Source organism: Planctomicrobium aquicomposti (assembly GCF_051466325.1).
Classification (GTDB): Bacteria; Planctomycetota; Planctomycetia; order Planctomycetales; family Planctomycetaceae; genus Planctomicrobium.
This window is the reverse complement of sequence record NZ_CP195792.1, coordinates 120,188-139,594: the sequence shown is the minus strand read 5'-3', so window position 1 is coordinate 139,594 and position 19,407 is coordinate 120,188. Positions and strand designations below refer to the sequence as shown.

The window sequence follows — 19,407 nt, the reverse complement described above, 5'->3', positions numbered from 1 at the left end:
CGCGCGGTGTCAGCTCTTCTTGTGAGGAGGGGCGTCGGGAGCGGTGTAACGGACTTCCCCCCCCACGATGGTGTAGCGGACGCGACCCTGCACGTTCGTCTGATGAAAGGGTGAGTTGCGGCTGCGGGAATGGAACTCGGCCGCGTTAATCCGCCAGCGGGCCTCCGGATCGATCACTGTAATGTCGGCAGGGGCCCCCGGACGCATCGTGCCGGAATCGAGTCCGAACAGCTGCGCCGGACCGAGGGTCAGTTTCGACAGCAGCTGCGGCCAGGTCAGATGTCCCGGTTGAATCAGCGCCGCCACGCAGATTGGCAGCAGAGTTTCGAGTCCGGCAATCCCGAAGGGGGCATGATCCAGCTCGGTCGTTTTTTTCTCTTCGGCAAAGGGCTGGTGATCGGACGCAATCACACCGATCGTGCCATCCTTCAGCCCTTCGATGAGCGCCTGGCGATGTTCTTCCGTCCGCAGTGGAGGGTCGACCTTGCAATGCGTGCCGTAGCCTTCGAGGGCTTCATCGGTCAGCAGGAGATGATGGGGAGTGACGCTCGCCGAAACTCGCAGCCCACGCAGAATGGCCCGCCGCACCTCTTCCACGCTGCGGAGGGAGGAGATGGCCATCAGGTGCACGCGACCACCGGTGGTCTCCGCGAGCGCGATGTCGCGTCGAACCATGATCTCTTCGGCGGCAGCCGGCATGCCCCGCAAGCCGAGGATCGTCGACTGGAACCCTTCGTGCATGGTCCCTCCCTGCACCAGCTCGGGGACCTGCGCGTGGTGCAGGATCGGCTTGTTCCACATTCCGGCGTACTGCAGGGCCCGTCGCATGATCTCGGCGTTGGCGATCGGATGCTTGCCGTCGGAGAAGCCGATGGCCCCTCCGTCGATCAACTGACCGATTTCAGCGAGCTCTTTCCCGTCGCGGCCTTTGGTAACCGCACCAATCGGCAGCACGCGGCACTTGCCCGCCCGTTCTCCCTGCCGGACGATGAACTCGGCGGAGGCCCGGCTGTCGACGACCGGCACTGTTTCGGGGAGGCAGGCGACGGTGGTGAACCCGCCCGCGAGTGCAGCCGCAGCGCCGGTTTCAATCGTTTCGTCTTCTTCGAAGCCGGGCTCGCGAAAGGCCACGTGGCAGTCGATCAGTCCCGGGCAGACGATCAGTCCACGCGCATCGATCGTCCGTTGAATCGGCAGCGGGGTCCACGCATTCTCGGTGAACTTGCCATCGAGCACCAGCAGATCGCCGACGCGGTCAACCCCGCGCGCAGGATCGATAATTCTTCCACCTGTCAGCAGCAGCGTACTCATAGTGTCTTTTGTGCTCCCATCCGGCACTGTGCCAGCAGATGCAGGCAGGCCATGCGGATGAACAGACCATTGCTCACCTGGTCCAGAATGCGCGAGTGAGGTCCGTCGGCCACATCAGGCGTGATCTCCACTCCGCGATTGATCGGCCCCGGAGCCAGAATCAGCACATCTTTTTTCGCCCGCTTCAGACGATCGCGATTCATGCCGAAGAGATGGGCGTATTCGGCGATGGAGGGGAAGAAAGCCCCCCGCTGGCGTTCGAACTGCACCCGCAGCAGGTTAATGACATCCGATTCTTCGAGGACATCGTCGAACCGGTGCACCACCCGGACTCCCAGCCGTTCGATGCCGGGGGGAATCAGCGTGGCGGGACCGCAGACAATGACTTTGGCCCCCAGCTTGGTCAGCCCCCAGATATTCGAGCGGGCGACCCGACTATGTTTGATGTCACCCACGAGGGTAATTGTTTTCCCTTCGAGAGAGCCCAGATTCTCCCGCACGGTGAAGATATCGAGCAGTCCCTGGGTGGGATGTTCGTGAGCGCCGTCCCCCGCGTTGACGATGCCGCAGTTCAGGTGCCGCGACAGCATCTCCGGAGCCCCGGCCGAGCTGTGGCGAACCACCATCAGATCAACCCCCATCGATTGAATCGTCAGGGCGGTGTCGATGATGGTCTCGCCTTTGGAGAGACTGCTGCCCGAAGCGGTGAAGTCGACCGTGTCCGCACTGAGCCGCTTGGCCGCCAGGCTGAAACTGGTACGGGTCCGCGTGGAGGCCTCGAAGAAAACGTTGGCGACCACCACGCCCCGCAGCTGTTCCAGCTTGGTTCCGGAACTTTTCAGCTGTTTGAACTCGCCAGCGTGATCGAGGATCAGCTCAATCTCGGCCCGCGACAGATGCTGTAACCCCAGCAGGTGCGGACGTTTCCAGAGTTCGAGCGAGATCGGTTGCGCAGGGGCTGCGACCATAAGATGACAACATGGGTATGTGGCCGGAGGGAATGTCAGCATCCTAACCCCTCGCAGGGGTCGGAACAATCAATCCGTTTCGATTGAGGGAAAGAATCGTGGGACTTGAAACCGGACGGGTGCATTTCTAACGTGGCGGATTCGCCCTGAAAAACGGAGTGCGTCAGCGGCGAATTTAAAAATCGTCAATCTCCGCGTGAAGATGCCGGCCCGGCTGCGGTTCACGGAACCAACCCTGTTGCGAAGAGTGTCAGATCATGAGCAGTGAAAAAATTTCCATTCGCGTCGGCCACAGTCCCGATCCCGATGATGCCTTCATGTTTCATGCTTTGGCCAACGACAAAATCGATTCCGGCAAATATCTGTTCACGCATGAACTGCAGGATATCGAGACTCTCAATCGTCGGGCCTTTGCAGCCGAACTGGAACTGACCGCCGTCAGCCTGCATGGCTATGCCTACCTGACCGATACCTATGCCCTGTGCGCCTGTGGCGCCAGCATGGGAGACAACTACGGTCCCATGGTCGTGACCCGTAAACCGCAGACGATCGCGGATCTGAAGGGAAAAACGATTGCCGTCCCGGGCACGCTGACGACCGCCTTTCTGGCGCTCAATCTCTGCCTGCAGGGAAAGCCGCAGACCCCCGCGCGCGATCCGCATCAGTCGGGTGACGCTGGAACCTTTCGCTACGTCGTGCATCCGTTCGACGAGATTCTGAACGTCGTCGAACGGGGCGAAGCCGATGCCGGGCTGATCATTCACGAAGGACAGCTGACCTACATGACGCAGGGGCTGCACCTCGTCGTCGACCTCGGGAAGTGGTGGATGGAGCAGACCGGACTGCCGCTGCCGCTCGGCGGAAACGCGATCCGCAAGGACCTCGGTCCGCAGGGAATGAAGGAAGTCACCCATTATCTGAAAGAGAGCATCGAGTACGGCCTGAAGCACCGTCAGGAAGCACTGCAGCACGCGCTGCAGTACGGCCGGGATCTCGATAACCGTAAGGCGGACGAATTCGTCGGCATGTACGTCAACGACTGGACTGTCGACTTCGGTCCGCGCGGCCGTGAAGCCGTCGCCCGGCTGCTGGAAGAGGGGTACAAGGCGGGGCTGATTCCCCAGCCGGTGAATCTGGAATTCATCGAGGCGTAAGCCGCCCCGCAGCGTTCGCATTGTTCACAGAGCTCGAGCACTCGCCCGGGCTCTTTTGCTATCGCAAGTGGCTTTGTCGAGTCCGCGGGCAGCGAGCGTTTCGTGAGTTGAACCGCTCATGTCCGCGTCAAGAGGATGGTCCGATCAGAAGCGGAATGATCTATTCGAGTTGCAGTGATGGCTTGAGCCGTCCGGCTGCCTGCCGCTCGGCAACGACATCGATCTCCGGAAGGGCATAGGAGCCCTGTAGCAGGGTACCGACACCAGGAGAGGAACCGGGAGCGGCGAATCTCAGCTCCGGCAGCGACTCTTCCGGAATCCGGTACAACCCGTTGCCTCGATCTTCAAGATGCTCCGGCGTGAGCAGGATCGCCAGTTGAATCGGTCCATGCTTCCGGGACTCGGAGCAATGGCCGCATTGAGCCTCAAGACTTCCATCGGCTGCAATCAGCACCTCACCTCCATCAGCCTCCAGCCGGACCTCGGGCTGCAGGATGTAATTCTGTCCGGCGATCTGCACCACGATGCGACGTTCCCGATCGAGTGAAAATCGCCCGTTCCGGGTGAGGAATCGTTCGCCCATCTCGTTGTGCACGACAAACATTCCCGGTCCGAGGATGGCGACGTCCAATGGGAACTGGGTTTTCACAAGCCGTTGAGTGAAATCAAACGCTTGGCGGATCGACATCGGTTCGATGCCGTTCTCGGTAAGGGCATCCACGATGACGGGCTCGATCCGCAGATAACCGGGAGTGTTCGCCATGCGGAGATTGCGATGATGAATCCTGGTCGCTTGCTGTACGAGCGCTGCGTGTCGCTGCGACGAGGGAATTGGTTCTGCCTGCAGCGTTCGAGGAGCCAGTTCTGACAGGGGTGCGAGCGTCTGTTGAGACGGGGTTCGAGTCGACTGCGGGGTGGGGCCCCCCAGCATCTTCCACATCCGCAGGATCTCCGGCGCATCCTGAGCGCGGACATCCTTCAGGGCTTCAAACCAGACTTCCCGTTCGGCAGCCGGCAGATCCGTCAACTCCTCATCGACAATGGACCGCAGACGCTGCGCGTCGACGGCAGCCGGTGCAGGCCGGAGCGGCACTGCTTCCGTCGGAACCGGAGTCGCTTCCGCAATCCGGATCGGAGCCGGTTCCTGCAGAGGGAGCACAGCGGGGGGTGCTACACTCGGCTGAGCCAGGTCCGGCGAGGGCCGCACGATGGCAATCGTGCTTTCCAGTGTCGAGGGGAGCCCGGCATCGAACGGCTGGGTCGATGTCAGCTCGAAGTTCTCGAGCGAATTCACCCCGGCGGATCGATCCGGCATCTGGAAATAAGGGGAGTGCGGAGTGGTGACGCCGCTCGCAGCCTTGCGCAGGGTCACGTGCCGCGTGCTGCTCTGGTCGTTCCAGAGAGTCAAATGCCCCAGGACAATGCCGAGCGCGATCCCGAACACCACTCCAGAAACGAAAGTTCTTTGACCCGAATCCATAACCACCTGCCTGCGATAAACCGGGGGACGGTACGTGATTCCCCCGGTCGCGGCAAGATGAATCCAGATTCCCGCATGGATGAGGCTGGCCACTCCGACACTTCAGTTCAATGTCAATGTCTCGCACGCAAACAAGCCGTAAGCCACTTCTCCCACAACCCTTACGACTCGCCAGCCACATCAGACTCCCGGAGCGGAAGGAGCATCAAACGCGGGGTCGAGCCGCCCCCCGGCCCCGACCTGATAAGGGAGCCAGAGCAGACTCAGATCATCGACAGCGAGATCGGCCTTCCGCGGGGTCACTTCATAGGGTTCAACGGTCACGGCGGACTCCGAAAACCGGTTCTGGACCTGTTCCAGTGCCTGTTCCACTTCAGCGCTCAGGTCTTCCATCTCCTTCTGCAGGGTGGAGACGTTTTCCGCTGCACGCTGGACGTCGCTCCGCTGGTCCAGAACCTTCCCGGCGGAACGCATAGAGGTCGCAGCCCGGGTCACGTTGGTCGTGCTCAGCTTCTTTTTGCCGAACAACGCACCGAGAATCGACTGGCCGAAGGACATGGCTGCCGAGACGGTGGCGGTGGTTGCCTGTTGACGTTCGACCTCTTCCTTCTGTTGCGCGCGGCGGATCTTGTCTTTCAGGGTCGCCACTTTGCTTTCGTACTTCTTGCGGACCTTCTCTTTCTCCAGATCGCGACGTTCGCGCTGGAGAGTCAGCAACCGTGCCTGGAAGTCCCCTTCGCGCTCGCGCGGCTGCGAATAGAGTTTGTGATCCGCACAGTAGCTGAGAGTCAGCGTTTTCGCCCGGTAGAGATAACTTTTCAATGAGGCTCCCCAGGCCTTGTACGAGGCAGGCCGACTAAATTCGACCGGCAATTCTCCGTACGTCGCCTCCGCATGGGCCGGTTCATCCCGCAGCTTGCGGGCGTCGATTTCATCCGCTTCTTCCCACGGATCTTTCGAGATTCCGTCGGTCGCATGAACGAGCCAGCCCGATTCCTGCCATACGTCGAGTTTGGACTTGGCGTCCACAAAGTGGGCCCGTGTGACCGCCAGCAACGCCGGTTGATAGACGATTCGGGCATCGCGGGGGACGCTGCGGGCGATGGGTAAAAACCGCTGATGAATCTCCGCTGGGAGAATTGGTGGAGCACTGGAGCCGGGGGCGACATCGGTCGCCGCACCCGCCGGCGAGCGGGAATCAAGCGGTGCAGGACGGACAGCGGATCTCGTGTTCGACGTCGCGAGGGCTTTGCGGGGAGCCATCACCGTCTGGATCTGATCACGAGTCATCGGACCGCGCAGGTAAGAGAGCGCCCAGCGGACCTGAAACACCGTCGGCTCCGCATCATGGACATTGTTCATCATGAACACGCGGTTCCGCAGCCCCGACAGAATCTGCTCGACCTGCTGGCGGTTGAACTCGCTGCCGGTCGATGTCGCGGCCCCTTCCAGCCCATCGAGCACGCGGAGCTTGTCACGTTCGGTCTGCAGACGTCCCAGAAACCAGGTTCCGGCGTTGGAGAGTGCTTTGTAATCGAGGTCCACCGGATTCTGCGTCGCCAGCACCAGCCCCAGTCCAAAGGCGCGGGCCTGCTTCAACAGGGTCAGCAGCGGCAGCTTGGAGGGAGGATTCGCGGTCGGCGGCAGATAGCCGAAGACTTCATCCATATACAACAGAGCGCGGAGACTGGAGGTGCCGGACTGCGACCGCATCCAGGTGAGTACTTCGTTCAGCAGAATCGTGACGAAGAACATCCGTTCGCGGTCGCTGAGATGCGCGATCGAAACAATGGCCATGCGGGGGCGGCCATCCGGGGCGTAGAGCATCCGCTGAATGTCAAGGGGTTCCCCTTCGGTCCAGCTGGCGAAGGCGGGGGAGGCCAGAACGTTATTGATGGTCATGGCCAGTTCCATCCGTTCCGCCACCGGAAAAATCGATTCGAGATCCATCACTCCGATCCGGCTGAAAGGGGGCTTCTGGACCTCTCGAATCAGCTGCGCCAAATCGAGGTCGCGTCCGGCGGTCCAGGCTGTTTCCAGAATATTGGACAGCAGGATGTGCTCGCGGCTGCGGAGCGGGTCCCCATCTTTCCCGAGCAGGGCCAGCAACCCGGAGACCGTGGACGAGATCTTTTCCCGGATGGCGTCCGGATTGCTGCGCAGCGCTTCGGGCGGGGCATCCAGAGATTTCAGAATTGCCAACGGGATGCCGGTATTGCTGCCGGGAGTATAAATCACCACATCGGCCGCCTGCTTCAGCCGAGTGATCCGGTCGACCGGCTGGTTCCAGTCGGCCAGTCCTTTTTTCCAGCGTTGTGACTGCTCGGCGGCAAATTCATTCACGTTCATTCCCTGCCGGAGAGCGTCTTCCTTTTCGATCCAGGGCTCGAAATCGCCGGGGTCCAGATTCGGGAACTGCAGCACCAGATTTCCCAGGTCCCCCTTGGGATCAATGATCAGCGAAGGAATCTGGTCAATGGCGGCTTCTTCGAGGAGCGTCACCCCCAACCCGGTTTTTCCACTGCCGGTCATACCGACGATAACGGCGTGCGTTGTCAGATCGCGTGAATCGTAGAGCACATCATGCGAAAGGGCTCGCCCGGCTGCGAGGTCGTAATCCCGTCCCAGGTAGAACGCGCCAAGCTTTTCGTAGTCGTACATGTGGGTGCTGCCGTGATATCTGAGGAGTGAAATGAAACGCCAGGACCGGAAACAGACAGGAGAAGGGACTTCTGGCCGCAGTGAATCATCTTCAGGATGATTTCATTGCTGCTATACCATTTCCGCCGCTGCACGGGAATATTTCATAAAAGCAACAGCATGGGCGGAGAAACCCGTGGTGCGGGCAGCCAGCGGGGCAGGTCCAGGGGCGGTCGTTTCAGCCCATCAGGCGGAAATCCTGTTCTCCGGCGACAACTGGCGGAAACCCGCCGGCGCTGTGCGTCAATGCTTATAACCGGCGGCAGTGCTGCCGGCTGCATGGGGTGAACAACTGGTCCAATCCGCCGTACCCACAGGTCCTTCACGCTACGGCCCGCATGTTCGGCGCGCTGCAACTTCCGGACAGGGTTCCGGCCAGAGTTGGCAGGTTTCGCTGGAAGCAATTCGTGGATCGCCCGATTTGTAGGTGCGTAAGGACAGCAGCATGGAAATTTCAGGCTGATGTGCAGTGACGAAGGAGAGCGCAGGGGCGCGCGGCATCATTGAGTTAGAGGATTGCGGATCTTTCCGGTCAGTCCGATTGAGGGAGAATCTGTTGAGTCATTCCCATTTGGCGATTCGCCATCTTGTGAAAAAACTGGAGATGTCGGGAGAGCGCAAATCGCAGAAGCCCCAGCTCCCCGCCTGGTTGATCAATTTTGTGGAGGAATTCTCCGAACGCTTTGAACCCTTCAGCGGCGTCGCCCGTGTCGGCTACGAATGCCTGAAAGGGGAGAGCGGTTGGCAGGTTTCGCTGTTCCTGGGAGAACATGAAATTGTCGGCGGGCCGGGTGACGGTGAATTGCGACCGGTCAACTTCCGCTTTGATCTGGGACAGTTGACCCGCCACTTCGACAGCATCGAAGGACTGTTCTGGAATGCATTCCCGAACAGCAACGTCTGTTTTGAACACCTCTCGGACCTCTCCTTTCTGACCATTGAAGGAACGGTTCACGGAGTGCCGATTCGGGTGCAGATCCATGCGGGGCCGTCGGAAGCCGCCGGACCCGCGATGCGGCAATACGTCGACGGACGGATGGAAGTCGTGTGAACCGACACACACATTCCTCCCGCTGGTGATCGACCGACAGCTGTCTCTCGATCACCAGCAACAGGCACATGGCCGACCTGTCTGGGTCGACAGCAGGGCTCGCGGACGGCAACCCGCGGGCCCTGTTTGATTTGATACCGTGACTCCCGCCTGCTGGCGATGGAAGGCCCCTCTCACTCTCCAGGCACTTCAAAACAACCCGACAATCACCCGCGCGGTGTTGTAATAGATCACCACACCCAGCATGTCACTGAGCGCAGCGATCAGCGGGTTCGACATGAATGCCGGATCCAGTCCGACCCTCTTCAGCCCCAGTGGCAACATCGCTCCGGCCAGCGTTCCGATCGCGACCACCGCGAAGACGGTAATCGGGACGACCGCGGTCGCCTGACCGCCGATCAACGTGGCACTGACCATCAGTGACAACGTCGCCAGCACCAGCCCGAGCAGCGCTCCCAGCCGGACCTCGCGCCACGCGATCCAGTGCACCCGCCCCTGCGTTTCGTCCAGCGCCAGGGCCCGAATCACCAGCGTCGCCGATTGGGAACCGGCGTTTCCCCCCGCTCCGAGGACCATCGGCAGAAACAGCACCATCCACGAGCCGGTCCCTGAACCTTCGAAGTAGTTCAGCACATGCGCTGTCAACGAGGCAAAGCCGAGCAGGATCACCAGCCACATTCCCCGCTTCCACGCCATCTCCAGAAACGGCGTATTGACGTAGCCATCTTCCAGAGGCTGCACGGCAGCCAGCAGGTGGGCGTCTTCCGTCGCTTCTTCCTGCAACACCTCGGCGGCATCGTCATGGGTGACGATCCCCACCAACCGGTTCTGGTTGTCGACCACCGGGATGGCGATAAAGCCGTAACGACCGATTTCGTTGGCCACGAATTCCTGATCGTCATCAACCCGCACCGAGATCACGTCCCGCTGCATGATGTCGGCCAGCTTGACGCCCGGCTTGGCCTGAATAATCTTCCGCAGCGACAGGAACCCGATCAGATGCCGTGATGCATCCGTAATATAGATGTAGTAAATCGTCTCGCGGCTGGGGGCCTGCAGACGCAATCGCTCCAGCGCTTCCTGCACCGTGATGTCCGAAGGCAGCCACGCGTATTCCGTGGTCATGATGGAACCGGCGCTGTTCGGCGGGTACGAAAGCAGCTTGCGGATATCACTCCGCTCCGCCTGCGCCACGAGCCGAAGCAGCTGCTCGACGTGCTCGGGATCCATCCGGGCCAGCAGGTCGACACGGTCGTCGGCCGACATCTCTTCAATAATTTTGGAGAGCTTCTCAGGCTCGATCGAGTCCACCATCTTGACCTGAAACGAGAGATCGAAGAACGAGAAGATCTCGGCCTGTCGCGGAGCCTTGCAGTACGACAGTGTTTTCCAGGCTTCTTCCGGTTCAAGTCCCTCCAACACTTCGGCGGCGACTGCCGGATACAGGGCATCGCAGAATTCCCGCAGCCCGGCCTCATCTCCTTCCTGGAGCATCAGCCGCAGATCGGGAAGCAGCAAGGAGTTGAAAATCGATGGAGGCATGCGCTCGGGTGACGTGCTAGGACAATTTAGGCTGCTGCTTGATCCGTTTCGCCACGCGGCGCCAGGCGTTTCCCTGCGGGGAATCTCTGCTGCGAGGGGACTGGTCTGAACAATCGGCTCAGAGAATGATCCGCTGAGGATAGCAGATCCCGGTCAGCGCGAATGCCGACCGTGGAGGTTTCAGCACCGATTTCACCGTCAGAACCGCAGGCAGGCAAAAACGACCGCCAGTCCCCCCAGGATGGCGAGCACCACATACCAGACCGGCTTTCCACTGAAGGGCGAGGGGCGGCTTCTGGTCACGTACTCGCCGCAAGTCGGACACTGCGGGCTGTCCTCGTAGACCGCCGCTCCGCAATTGGGACATTCGATCGTCCCCGAGTCCTCCGGTTCTTCGATGTCGTCGAAGTCCGGGTCTTCCCAGTCAGCATCTTCATCTTGATAAGACTCATCTTGATAAGACATGGAGTTCAATCACAGGAGGCAGTCGACGTCACGACGACGGGATCAGCGGAGGGCGTGGCAGCGTGATTCAGTCCGCAGCGTCCGCCACAGCTTCGGCGATGTCTTCCCCGTTACTGGAGGGGACCGGCAGGGGGAGACCCGGACTGTTATTCGGAATCCGGATCTCAAACTCCCGTTGCGGATGGGGCAACTCGATGCCCGCGGCGGTCAGTCCCTGATGGATTCGGGTATAAAGCGAGTTGATGGTCGCTCCCCGGAATTCCATCGACGGCAGAAACGCGGTTACGGCGAAATTCATCGTCTTTTCCCCATACCCCTCGAAGATCACGCCGGGGGCCGGTTCCGTGAGGACATGCGGCTGGCTGCGTACGATCTGCAGCAGAATCTCCTGCACCTGTACGGGATTGGACGTATAGACAACACCCACCTTGAGCAGGATGCGGTTGGTGGAGTCGGTCAACGTCCAGTTGAGCACCTTGCCGGTAATCAGTTCCCGATTCGGAACGATGTATTCCTTGCGGTCAGCGTCCATGATCGTGGTGGAGCGGATTCGGATGCGGCTGACGGTTCCTGTGGTGCTGTCGATGGTCACCACATCGCCGACCCGGACCGGCTGTTCGAACAGGATGATCAGTCCCGACATAAAGTTGGCGAAAATATCCTGCATCCCGAAGCCCAGGCCGAACGTCAGGGCCGCGACGAGCCATTGGATGCTCTGCCACTCCACCCCCAGCGCCTTGCTGACCGCCGTAATGCCGATAATCAGGATCAGATAACGGGTCAGGGCACCGATGGCGTAGCGAACCGAGCGATCGAGCGGCAGCTGTTCGAGGATGGTGATTTCCAGCAGACCGGGAATGTTCCGCGCGGCGGTCGTGGTCAGAATGACCGCCATGATGGCCCCCATCAGCTTCGAGACGGTCAATGTCGTCCCCAGCAGCTTGTATTCGTCCAGATACTTCAGCGCGGGGAGCACTTCCTTCCAGATCAAATAGGCGGCAAACAGGGCAATCACGACGATGGTGGTATTCAGGAGGCGTTTCGACTGCGCACTGACTTCGACCAGGTTGGTGCGGGCTTCCTGCGCTTCCAGAACGGAAGCAGCCGTGGAGTCTTTTTCCTCGCGGGCCTGTGCCAGTGCGGCACGCACTTCCCGAGCGCGCTCCACCGCGAGTCTCCGCTGTCGCAGCGTCAGCCAGCGGAAGGAGAGGGCCCGGGTAAAGACGGCGGCGAACAGGACGACCAGCGTCTCGACCAATCGCAGGCAAAGTTGCTCCGCCGCATAGGTGTAACCCGCGACCATCAGCCCGGCCAGCGCCACCGGAATCGAGACCGCAATGAAATGCCACAACGCGCCGAGTCGATTCCACCGCTGGTCGACTCCGGTCGCGTCATTCAGCTCATAGAGAACTCCGAATCTTGGCGAGGTCAAGCGGTGCAGGGAGTAAGCCAGCAGCCCAAACAGTGTGATCCAGAGAATGCGATCGAGCGATTCATTGGAACCTTTGTAAGGTCGTGCATAGAGCACCGCCAGCATGAACAACAGCGGTGTCCCCAGCAGCAGGAACGAGGCCGCCTGCGTGCTGTAAATCTGATTGACCCGTGCCGGCCACTGAAAATGCGCCGGGCCGAGTCCGTTCGGGCGGCCGGAAAGCCGGACGAAGTCCAGCCAGCCAATCCACAACGACAACCAGAGCAGATACGTCGCCAGCTCCGAGACCATCGCATTGGTATCGGCCGCAATACATCGCCAGCTCAAAAACACCAGCGGAAACGGAATGACCGCGGCCCGCAGCGTGGTCCACAGCAGCGCGTTCCAGGTCGGAGTCATCGACGTGTTCAGGCGGCTGGTGGCCTGTTGTCCGTATTCCCGGACACGTTTCTTCTGACGTCCCTGTGTGACCCACATGCCGATCGTCAGCAGCGTGATCAGCGCGTACAGCCAGGGAAACTGCTGCAGATCCTTGAGGATGACCAGACCGACGGTCCCCCACGTCTCCGGATTCAGCAGATAGACCAGCGCCTGCTGATCGCCAGAAATGTTCTTGGGCAGCAGCGGGACATCGCTGGGAATCCACAGCACCCGTTCGTCGATGTAGTCGCGGAATTCGAGGCTCCGCTTGGCCAGCTGTTCCTGCAGGGCATTCAGCCGATCGAGTGCCGTGCTGTAGTGGCCATAAGCCGCTTCCAGCTGCGTGAGATATTCCTGCTGTTGAACGAGGGCCCGCCGACATTCCTCTTCGATCTCAACCACTTCATCCGAGCTGACGTTGTAGGAGCCGACAATCTTCTTCAGAGTCCTGTCAACTTCCGCGTCCAGCTTGGAGAGTTCCGGAAAACGCTCGCCCCATTGAATCGCTTCCAGGTTGGCAGTGACGTAGGTCTCGTTGCGTTCGCTCACCTCCCGTCGAAGTTCGGTGACATTGGGGAGCTTACGGCGCTCTTCACGCAGGCGAATCCCGAACGCCGCGCTCGATTTGATTTTGGATTCGCGGACCTCCAGCTGCTTCCAGTTTTCATCCAGTCGCTGCAGCATGTCGGTCGAAACATCGAGTTCCGACTGCAGCTGTTCGAGCTTGGTACGGACCTCCAGCTCGGCTTCGACGATCTTGGCATTCTGCAGATAGATCGCGGAGAGTTCCGGGAACTCGGCCGCTTCCGCATCGGTGCGGGCAATGTTCTTGCGGCCGACGGAATCGTCTCGCTTGAGGTTGGCGATATGGTCTGTCCAGCGGGAGATTTCGGTCTTCAGCGCGGCGGTGCGTTGTGTCCAGTATTGCCGTTGAAGCTGCAGCAGCCCCACCGCCTCTTCGGCAGCAATGGTCGACATTTCCGTCTGCAGGGCTGCCGGTTCCGCGGAGAGTCGCGACCGTTCGGCCAGAAGACGCGAACGCTGGGCTTCGACCAGCAAGGGGGGATCGGTCGACGCCGGGAGCTTCGCCAGAGTCTGTGTCAGCGTTTCGACCGCCGCGGGAATGGCAGCCAGCCGGTCTGTGATGGTCCGCTGGTGCGCTTCGCGGTCGGCAATTCGCTGCTCGACCTGCTGCAACGCGGTTGTGGCTTCGATCAGGTTCTGATTCTTCTGGGTCAGCTCCTGTTCCAGCTTGAGAAGTTCCGTTTCGCCAAGCGGCCAGCGGGCTTTCTGCAGCGCGGCGGCATCGCGTGACCACTTTTTCCGGTTCTCCTCGAGTCCTTCGATCTGTTTTTGCAGGGCGTCTTTGGAAGCGGCGAAGTCTTCAGCCTGCTTCAGCGCATCCTGAGCCTTCTGAATTGCCTCCAGCCCTTTTTTCTTTTGATCTTCTGTGAGGTCAGTGGCTGCGTCGACACGTTTGCGCAGGCCTTCGAGTCCGTCCTTGGTGACCTGATCCGTGGTCGGCGATTCGACCGTGGGAGGAGGGGGAGAGGGGGCTCCCGCCGGCGCTGCGGCAGCAGGGGCCGGGGCTGAATTCTCCGCCGGAGCAGCCGGCTGTGAGGGAGGGGGAGACGGTGGCACCAGCGGAATCGGAAGCTGGGCGAGCAGCGTTCCACTCGTGGCGGTCAGCGCCAGCAATCCACACAGGCTGACAATTCTGATCCATGCAGACATGAGTCCGTTCAATTCCATCCTGGTGAAACGTTCAGAACAACGTTTCAAAACTACGCTCCGTCGATGCCCTGGTGTTCCGCTCCTTGCAGCGAAGCGGCACACCTCTTCCGCCGAGGTTCCTCGACACGGGCGGAAAAGTCAAACTGCCTTTGTCAATCCGCGGGACCTCGTCGAGCGCAGCCGTGTGGGTTCCACGTCACCAAACATTTCGGCAGAAAACATCAACACCCGCCGATGTCTCGCGTTTCGGTTTGCGGTCGACGCACCCCCCGCGCGGGATCGAGCGATTGATCAATGGGGAACCGTGCTGCGCAAGGAAAGGAGCGGGCCGCCGCGCTACGCTCCGAGGCTTTGACGGAGCGAAGTGAGATTGTCCTGCAGTTCGGAGACCGTCTGCCTGAGTTCCTGCAGTTCGCTGCGTAGGCTCTGATTCTCCTCGCGAATCGCCGCGAGCTGTTGCCGCAGATCGTCCGACGCTCCTGCAGAAGAAGTCACCACGGCTCGCGTTGCGGGGCGGTCTTCCTGTTCGCCCGGCGTCGCGACATCGCTCCCGCCTCCCAGCGCGGGGACCGCCTCCGAAGGAACATGAAAGTTGTGGTCCACCTCAGCTCCCCGGCGATCCAGTGAACCACCCGAGCGGATATATCCCTGCTCAAGCAGTGCATCGAGTTCCGTGCGCAAGTCCTGCAGGCTCTCGATCGGCACCATGCGGCTGGCCCGGGCCCGCAACTCACCCAGTTGCTGAGATCCGCGCAGCAGCAACTCGGTGATGATCGCCAGTTGCGGTTCCGTGAAAGGGAATCGCTTGCGGGCATAATGCCGATATCTCTCGGTGCGGCCCGATTCGGTATGCACGACCGCCACGAGTCCCATCTCGCGGAGCTGTTCCAACGCTTCCAGAACGGCATCTTCGGAGTAGTTGGTCAGCGGTGCCCGGTTGCTCTTCTGATTGCATCCGACCGTGACCCCCTTCAACGTCATCGGATAGCTTTCCGGGACGGTGAACGCCTTCTCGATCAACACACCGAAGGCGCGACGCTGGGGTTTGGTGAGCTGCCGAACCGGAGGAAAATTGCCACCCGATTCAGGATCTGTGTCGTATCCGCTCATCGCCGCATCCTTGTACTCGCGTTTCAAAACTGCTGTGAGCGGACAGAGTAGCAGTTGCTGCGAAACGGGTCAAAAATGGCTCTGACGCGACGGCGTCTGGTTGGCTCACTGCGGAACCCGACGCGGCAGCGAGGGTCTCGCTGCATCGCCGCCACACATCGCCGGGGCGGGTTACGCCGAATGCACCTCGTGCCGTCGACCGTCATACGCCAGAACCACCGGCTTTTCATCCATGACCGTCGCGATGTGCACGGGACGACCCCAGATCATCTGCAGGTTCTGCAGCGTGTCGTTGGCGTAATCCCGTTTCAGTTCGATTCCCTGAAAATCATGCTGCAGATACAGCTCTCCCCGATTGGCATAGTTTCCGTCTTTGACGTAGATGAACGGACGACCGTGGTTGGTCAGACTGGTCAGCAGCTGCTTTTTGATCGCCTGAAATTCGCGTGAAGCGACTTCATAGTTCCCGCTGGAATCGTTGTAGGCGAAGCTGAACAACTTGTGTTTGCGGCAGAAGTCTTCTGTCAGAAAGCTGTCGATAAACGTCAGGTCGTTGTGGATGCGACGAACTTCGAAAATCTTCTCACGCCCGAGTCCCAGTTGTTGGTCCCAGTTCCTGCGAGCGGTTTCATCTGTGCATTCTTCCCACTCCGCTCCAAAGCGACCTTTATTCCACCGCTCCTCGATATCACGGAACAGTTCGATGCCGATTTTGTAAGGGTTGAGCCGCTGCGGGCTCATGGCCATCGTGCCGGAATGGTGATCGGCGTAGTCAATCACTTCCGCATCGGTGAGGCCATGTTTTGTCATGATGGTGGAGTGCCAGTAGCTGGCCCAGCCTTCATTCATGATCTTGGTCTGTCCCTGAGGAGCAAAGTAATAGGCCTCGTCGCGGATCATCGCCAGCACGTCATGCTGCCAGTCTCGCAACGGGGCGTACTGCAGCAAAAACAGCATTACGTCCCGCTGCGGCTTTTCGGGGAAGGATCTTGTCGCCTCGCGGGCTTCTTCCTTCTCGCGGCGGATCTGCCGCTCTTTTTCCAGCACATCCGGAGGATTGATGAACGAGTCCATGTAGTCTTTGGACTGAAATCGCCCGGACTCCGTTGGCCGGGCGTGTCCTTCGACCGAGTCCTGACGACGCTCGTGGCGACGGGCTTCCTGTTCCTTCGCCGGATCCGGAGTTCGGCGAATATGCGGAGCATGGGGATCGATCAGATTTTCGAGCGACAGACAGGCATCGATAAACCGCTCCACGGTTTCGTAGCCGTAGCGGTCGATATAGCGATTGACGCGCGCTGCGTGATTCGCCATCTGATCGAGCATCTTCCGATTGGTCGGGGCGAACCAGGCGTTGTTCTTGAAGAAGTCGCAGTGTCCGTAGACGTGAGCAATCACCAGTTTCTGGTCGGTGATGGCATTGGCGGAGAGCAGGTAGGCGTAGCAGGGATCGGTATTGATCACCATTTCGTAGATCTTGGACAGACCGTACGAATAGCTCTTCATCAGTTCATCGTACTCAGCGCCGAACCGCCAGTGGGGATAGCGGATGGGAAACCCGCCATACGCGGCGAACATGCTCAGCTCTTCGTAGTCGAGCATCTCGAAGATGGTCTGAAAGAAATCCAGCCCATAGGAGGCAGCGATCTGCTCCATCTCGGCCTGAATGTCCTGAATCTCAGGCGGCAGTGCCCGGTGAGTCGTGACAGCCATGTTCTCTCCCAGCAACCGTTGTTGTCGCGGTTTCGCCAGACTGACGATCTCGACGGTTGCGAGTAAACGGGAAACTCGCTGTCGGGGAGCGCACGGAGGGAAAAGCCAAACGCCCCGCCAGGCTGAAGAAAACGCCGGTCATCCAAAGAGCGGTTGGTCGCGGCAATTCTATGCGGGAGCTGGAATTCCGAACAGAGGAGTTCCTGGAATTGGATTTCCGGACTCACCCCACTATTGCGGCACCTCCCACTGTTGCGGCCCCCGGCGTCAGGGCAGTTGCAGTAGCTCCGCCAGCACCACGCCGTCGCGGGTCACCTGCTCCAGCACCCTGGTCCCCGGTGGCGGTGGGGTCAACGAGGCCCACGGATCGGCGTGACGACGAATCACCAGCACATACTTTGACAGTTGGGGATTGGTGTCATCGTAGGGCTCGAACGTCAGATCCGGACGATGCCTCAGCCAGGAATCCCGTCGTAACACCTGCAGATAGGCGGGATGCAACAACGGGGCGACAGCCAGTCGCGACTGCTGCGGGAGGTGTTGACTGCTGCGCTTCAGGAAGGAGGATGTCACCGCGTCTCCCCAGTACGTCGGCTCGAAGCCCAGCCGATCCGCGCCGGCGAGACCGCCGACCAGTTCGTTGTAGTAGCTGAGCTGACAGGGCTGCAGCAGAATCATCTGTCGCAGAGGGAAGAACAGCAGCAGGAAGAGCACCACCGCTGCCGTGCCCCATTTCCATTTGGTTCCGGGACCGACGACATGGGACTCGCCGGTGACAGGAACTAGCCAGCTGGCGATCCGCTGCGCGCCGATCCCGACGAACACCGCGAACAGGGGCCAGGCGACAAGATAGAGTCGTTCGCCGTCGTAGACCGTCACGCCGGGGAGAGAGAACACCCCCAACGGCAACAGCATGGCTGCCAGCAGAAACAGGCGTTCATGTCGTTGCAAAGAAAGTCGGGGGGTTGAGGTCGCGGCTCGTTCCGGCCAGAGCCCGAGCAGTCCGGGCAGCAGGCAGACCACCGGAGTCGTGATCAGGAAGGTGATCCACGGGAAGTGCCAGGGGACTTCCCGGTCGGCGAAGCGTTCCCCCCAGTAATAGCAATAGAGCGTGATCCGATCGGTCGAGCGGGCGAAGTAGTCAAGCATCCGGTTCACTGGATCGTGCCACAGCCACGGCCACCCGGCAAAGAAGACGAGAAACGAAACGACCGCCGTCACCACAATGGGAAGAAGGGCTTTGCTGCGCCACGTCAGAAGCGCCCAGACGACAAACACGGGAGGGAGAAAGATCGCCTGCATCTTGGTCAGGAGTGCCAGACCGAGGAGAATTCCCGGCACGATGCCGTCTCTGGGGCGCAGCACATGAGGAAGTCCCTGCGGTGAACCTTTTGCGCCGACGGTGGTCTGAACGGGCGTCCGACCGATGCGGCTCCACAGGTCCAGTGTGACCAGCACGAACAGGGCATAGGTCAGATTCATGCAGGTTTCGAGTGCCGCCAGATGGGCATGAGCCCACAGTCGCGGCGTCAGCAGCAACGACAGGCCGGCCGCCACAGCTCCGGTGCGTCCGCAGCGTCGCAGGCAGAAACGGGTGACCAGCCAGATCAGTGCTCCGTATTCCAGAGCCGACGCCACGCGGGCATAGGTGACCACCGAAATCCGCGGGTCATCCCCGAGTCGACAAAGGAGAGCGTTAGAGATCCCCATTGCCAGACGGCCGAGTGGCGGATGATCCGGGTTGTACGCGGGATCATTATAAATTTCGGCGAGCGTCGCGGGATGGAGCAGTCCGAGTCCGGCGTGGATCATCGACTCGACCAGGTAGACCCCGATGTCGACGTTGAAGCCCTCATCGAAGGTGAGGCCGGGCCCTTCGGCGGACCAGCGGCAGTCCTTGGCGAGGTCGATTGTCGCAGCGACGGAAAACATTCCCAGCAGTGCCAGCAGCAGCGGCAGAAAACAGGAAGTGCGACAGAAAGTGCCTGCGGGCATGGGGAGATCGCTTTGTCTGCGGGAAAACCGACCTGAGTGGTTGCAGACAGAAGTCCGCCCGGAGCATGAGATGTCGGGGGGAGTGGCCTGGAACCAGCGGGCTGCAGGCTTCAGTGTAGCGTGGCGGGTGGAGTTCGTTCCAAGCGCCAGAGGGTGGTCTGGAAATGGCTGAAGCGACCCTCAAAGCGAGGGTCGCTTCAGTCGAATGGTCGAGCCGCTCATCAGCAATTCCGAATTTCCGTCACTCGCGGAATCGCCTGGTTAGTAGGGCATACTGACTGAGAGTTGCGGTTCATGATGGTCGCTGACGAGATTCCTTCCGGTCCAGTGCT

At 60.4% G+C, this 19,407-nt stretch carries 12 protein-coding genes; 2 read left to right on the top strand and 10 right to left on the bottom strand.

Annotation, left to right across the window (positions count from 1 at the left end):
* Window positions 1-9 precede the first annotated feature (9 nt).
* Together SH664x_RS00550 and SH664x_RS00545 are read right to left on the bottom strand one after the other, a co-directional pair.
* A complete protein-coding gene (locus SH664x_RS00550; protein ID WP_437204091.1) occupies window positions 10-1,311 on the bottom strand; it encodes a dihydroorotase in 1,302 nt (433 codons plus the stop codon).
* A complete protein-coding gene (locus tag SH664x_RS00545; protein WP_437204089.1) occupies window positions 1,308-2,279 on the bottom strand; it encodes an aspartate carbamoyltransferase catalytic subunit in 972 nt (323 codons plus the stop codon). Before SH664x_RS00545 ends, SH664x_RS00550 begins: the two co-directional genes overlap by 4 nt.
* Before the next feature lie 257 nt (window positions 2,280-2,536).
* Between SH664x_RS00545 and SH664x_RS00540 the strand changes: the two genes are divergently transcribed.
* Entirely contained in the window at window positions 2,537-3,433 is an 897-nt protein-coding gene (locus SH664x_RS00540; RefSeq protein WP_437204088.1) for a menaquinone biosynthesis family protein, read from the top strand.
* A gap of 160 nt (window positions 3,434-3,593) precedes the next feature.
* On the opposite strand, the gene SH664x_RS00535 is transcribed toward SH664x_RS00540, so the two are convergent.
* Together SH664x_RS00535 and SH664x_RS00530 are read right to left on the bottom strand one after the other, a co-directional pair.
* Window positions 3,594-5,006: a hypothetical protein gene (locus SH664x_RS00535; RefSeq protein WP_437204086.1), complete on the bottom strand. Its 1,413-nt coding sequence runs from the start codon at window positions 5,004-5,006 to the stop codon at window positions 3,594-3,596.
* An 87-nt stretch (window positions 5,007-5,093) separates the two neighbouring features.
* Window positions 5,094-7,574 (bottom strand): helicase HerA domain-containing protein, encoded by a 2,481-nt coding sequence (locus tag SH664x_RS00530; protein WP_437204084.1) that lies wholly within the window; start codon window positions 7,572-7,574, stop codon window positions 5,094-5,096.
* Between the two features lie 595 nt (window positions 7,575-8,169).
* Here SH664x_RS00530 and SH664x_RS00525 point away from each other — a divergent pair.
* Window positions 8,170-8,664: a hypothetical protein gene (locus SH664x_RS00525; RefSeq protein ID WP_437204083.1), complete on the top strand. Its 495-nt coding sequence runs from the start codon at window positions 8,170-8,172 to the stop codon at window positions 8,662-8,664.
* Window positions 8,665-8,853: 189 nt separating this feature from the next.
* Here SH664x_RS00525 and mgtE read toward each other — a convergent pair whose 3' ends face one another.
* The 6 genes from mgtE to SH664x_RS00495 form a co-directional block, all read right to left on the bottom strand.
* Complete coding sequence (mgtE, locus tag SH664x_RS00520) at window positions 8,854-10,206, bottom strand: magnesium transporter (RefSeq protein WP_437204081.1); 1,353 nt, start codon at window positions 10,204-10,206, stop codon at window positions 8,854-8,856.
* 198 nt (window positions 10,207-10,404) lie between these two features.
* Window positions 10,405-10,671, bottom strand: a complete 267-nt coding sequence (locus SH664x_RS00515) for a hypothetical protein (protein ID WP_437204080.1) — start codon at window positions 10,669-10,671, stop codon at window positions 10,405-10,407.
* A 67-nt stretch (window positions 10,672-10,738) separates the two neighbouring features.
* Complete coding sequence (locus tag SH664x_RS00510; protein WP_437204078.1) at window positions 10,739-14,257, bottom strand: mechanosensitive ion channel domain-containing protein; 3,519 nt, start codon at window positions 14,255-14,257, stop codon at window positions 10,739-10,741.
* A gap of 336 nt (window positions 14,258-14,593) precedes the next feature.
* Entirely contained in the window at window positions 14,594-15,367 is a 774-nt protein-coding gene (locus tag SH664x_RS00505) for a DUF480 domain-containing protein (protein ID WP_437204076.1), read from the bottom strand.
* Window positions 15,368-15,538: 171 nt separating this feature from the next.
* Window positions 15,539-17,080, bottom strand: coding sequence for a SpoVR family protein (locus tag SH664x_RS00500; RefSeq protein WP_437204075.1), 1,542 nt, complete (start codon window positions 17,078-17,080; stop codon window positions 15,539-15,541).
* Between the two features lie 267 nt (window positions 17,081-17,347).
* Window positions 17,348-19,075, bottom strand: a complete 1,728-nt coding sequence (locus tag SH664x_RS00495) for an ArnT family glycosyltransferase (protein ID WP_437204073.1) — start codon at window positions 19,073-19,075, stop codon at window positions 17,348-17,350.
* Window positions 19,076-19,407 lie beyond the last annotated feature (332 nt).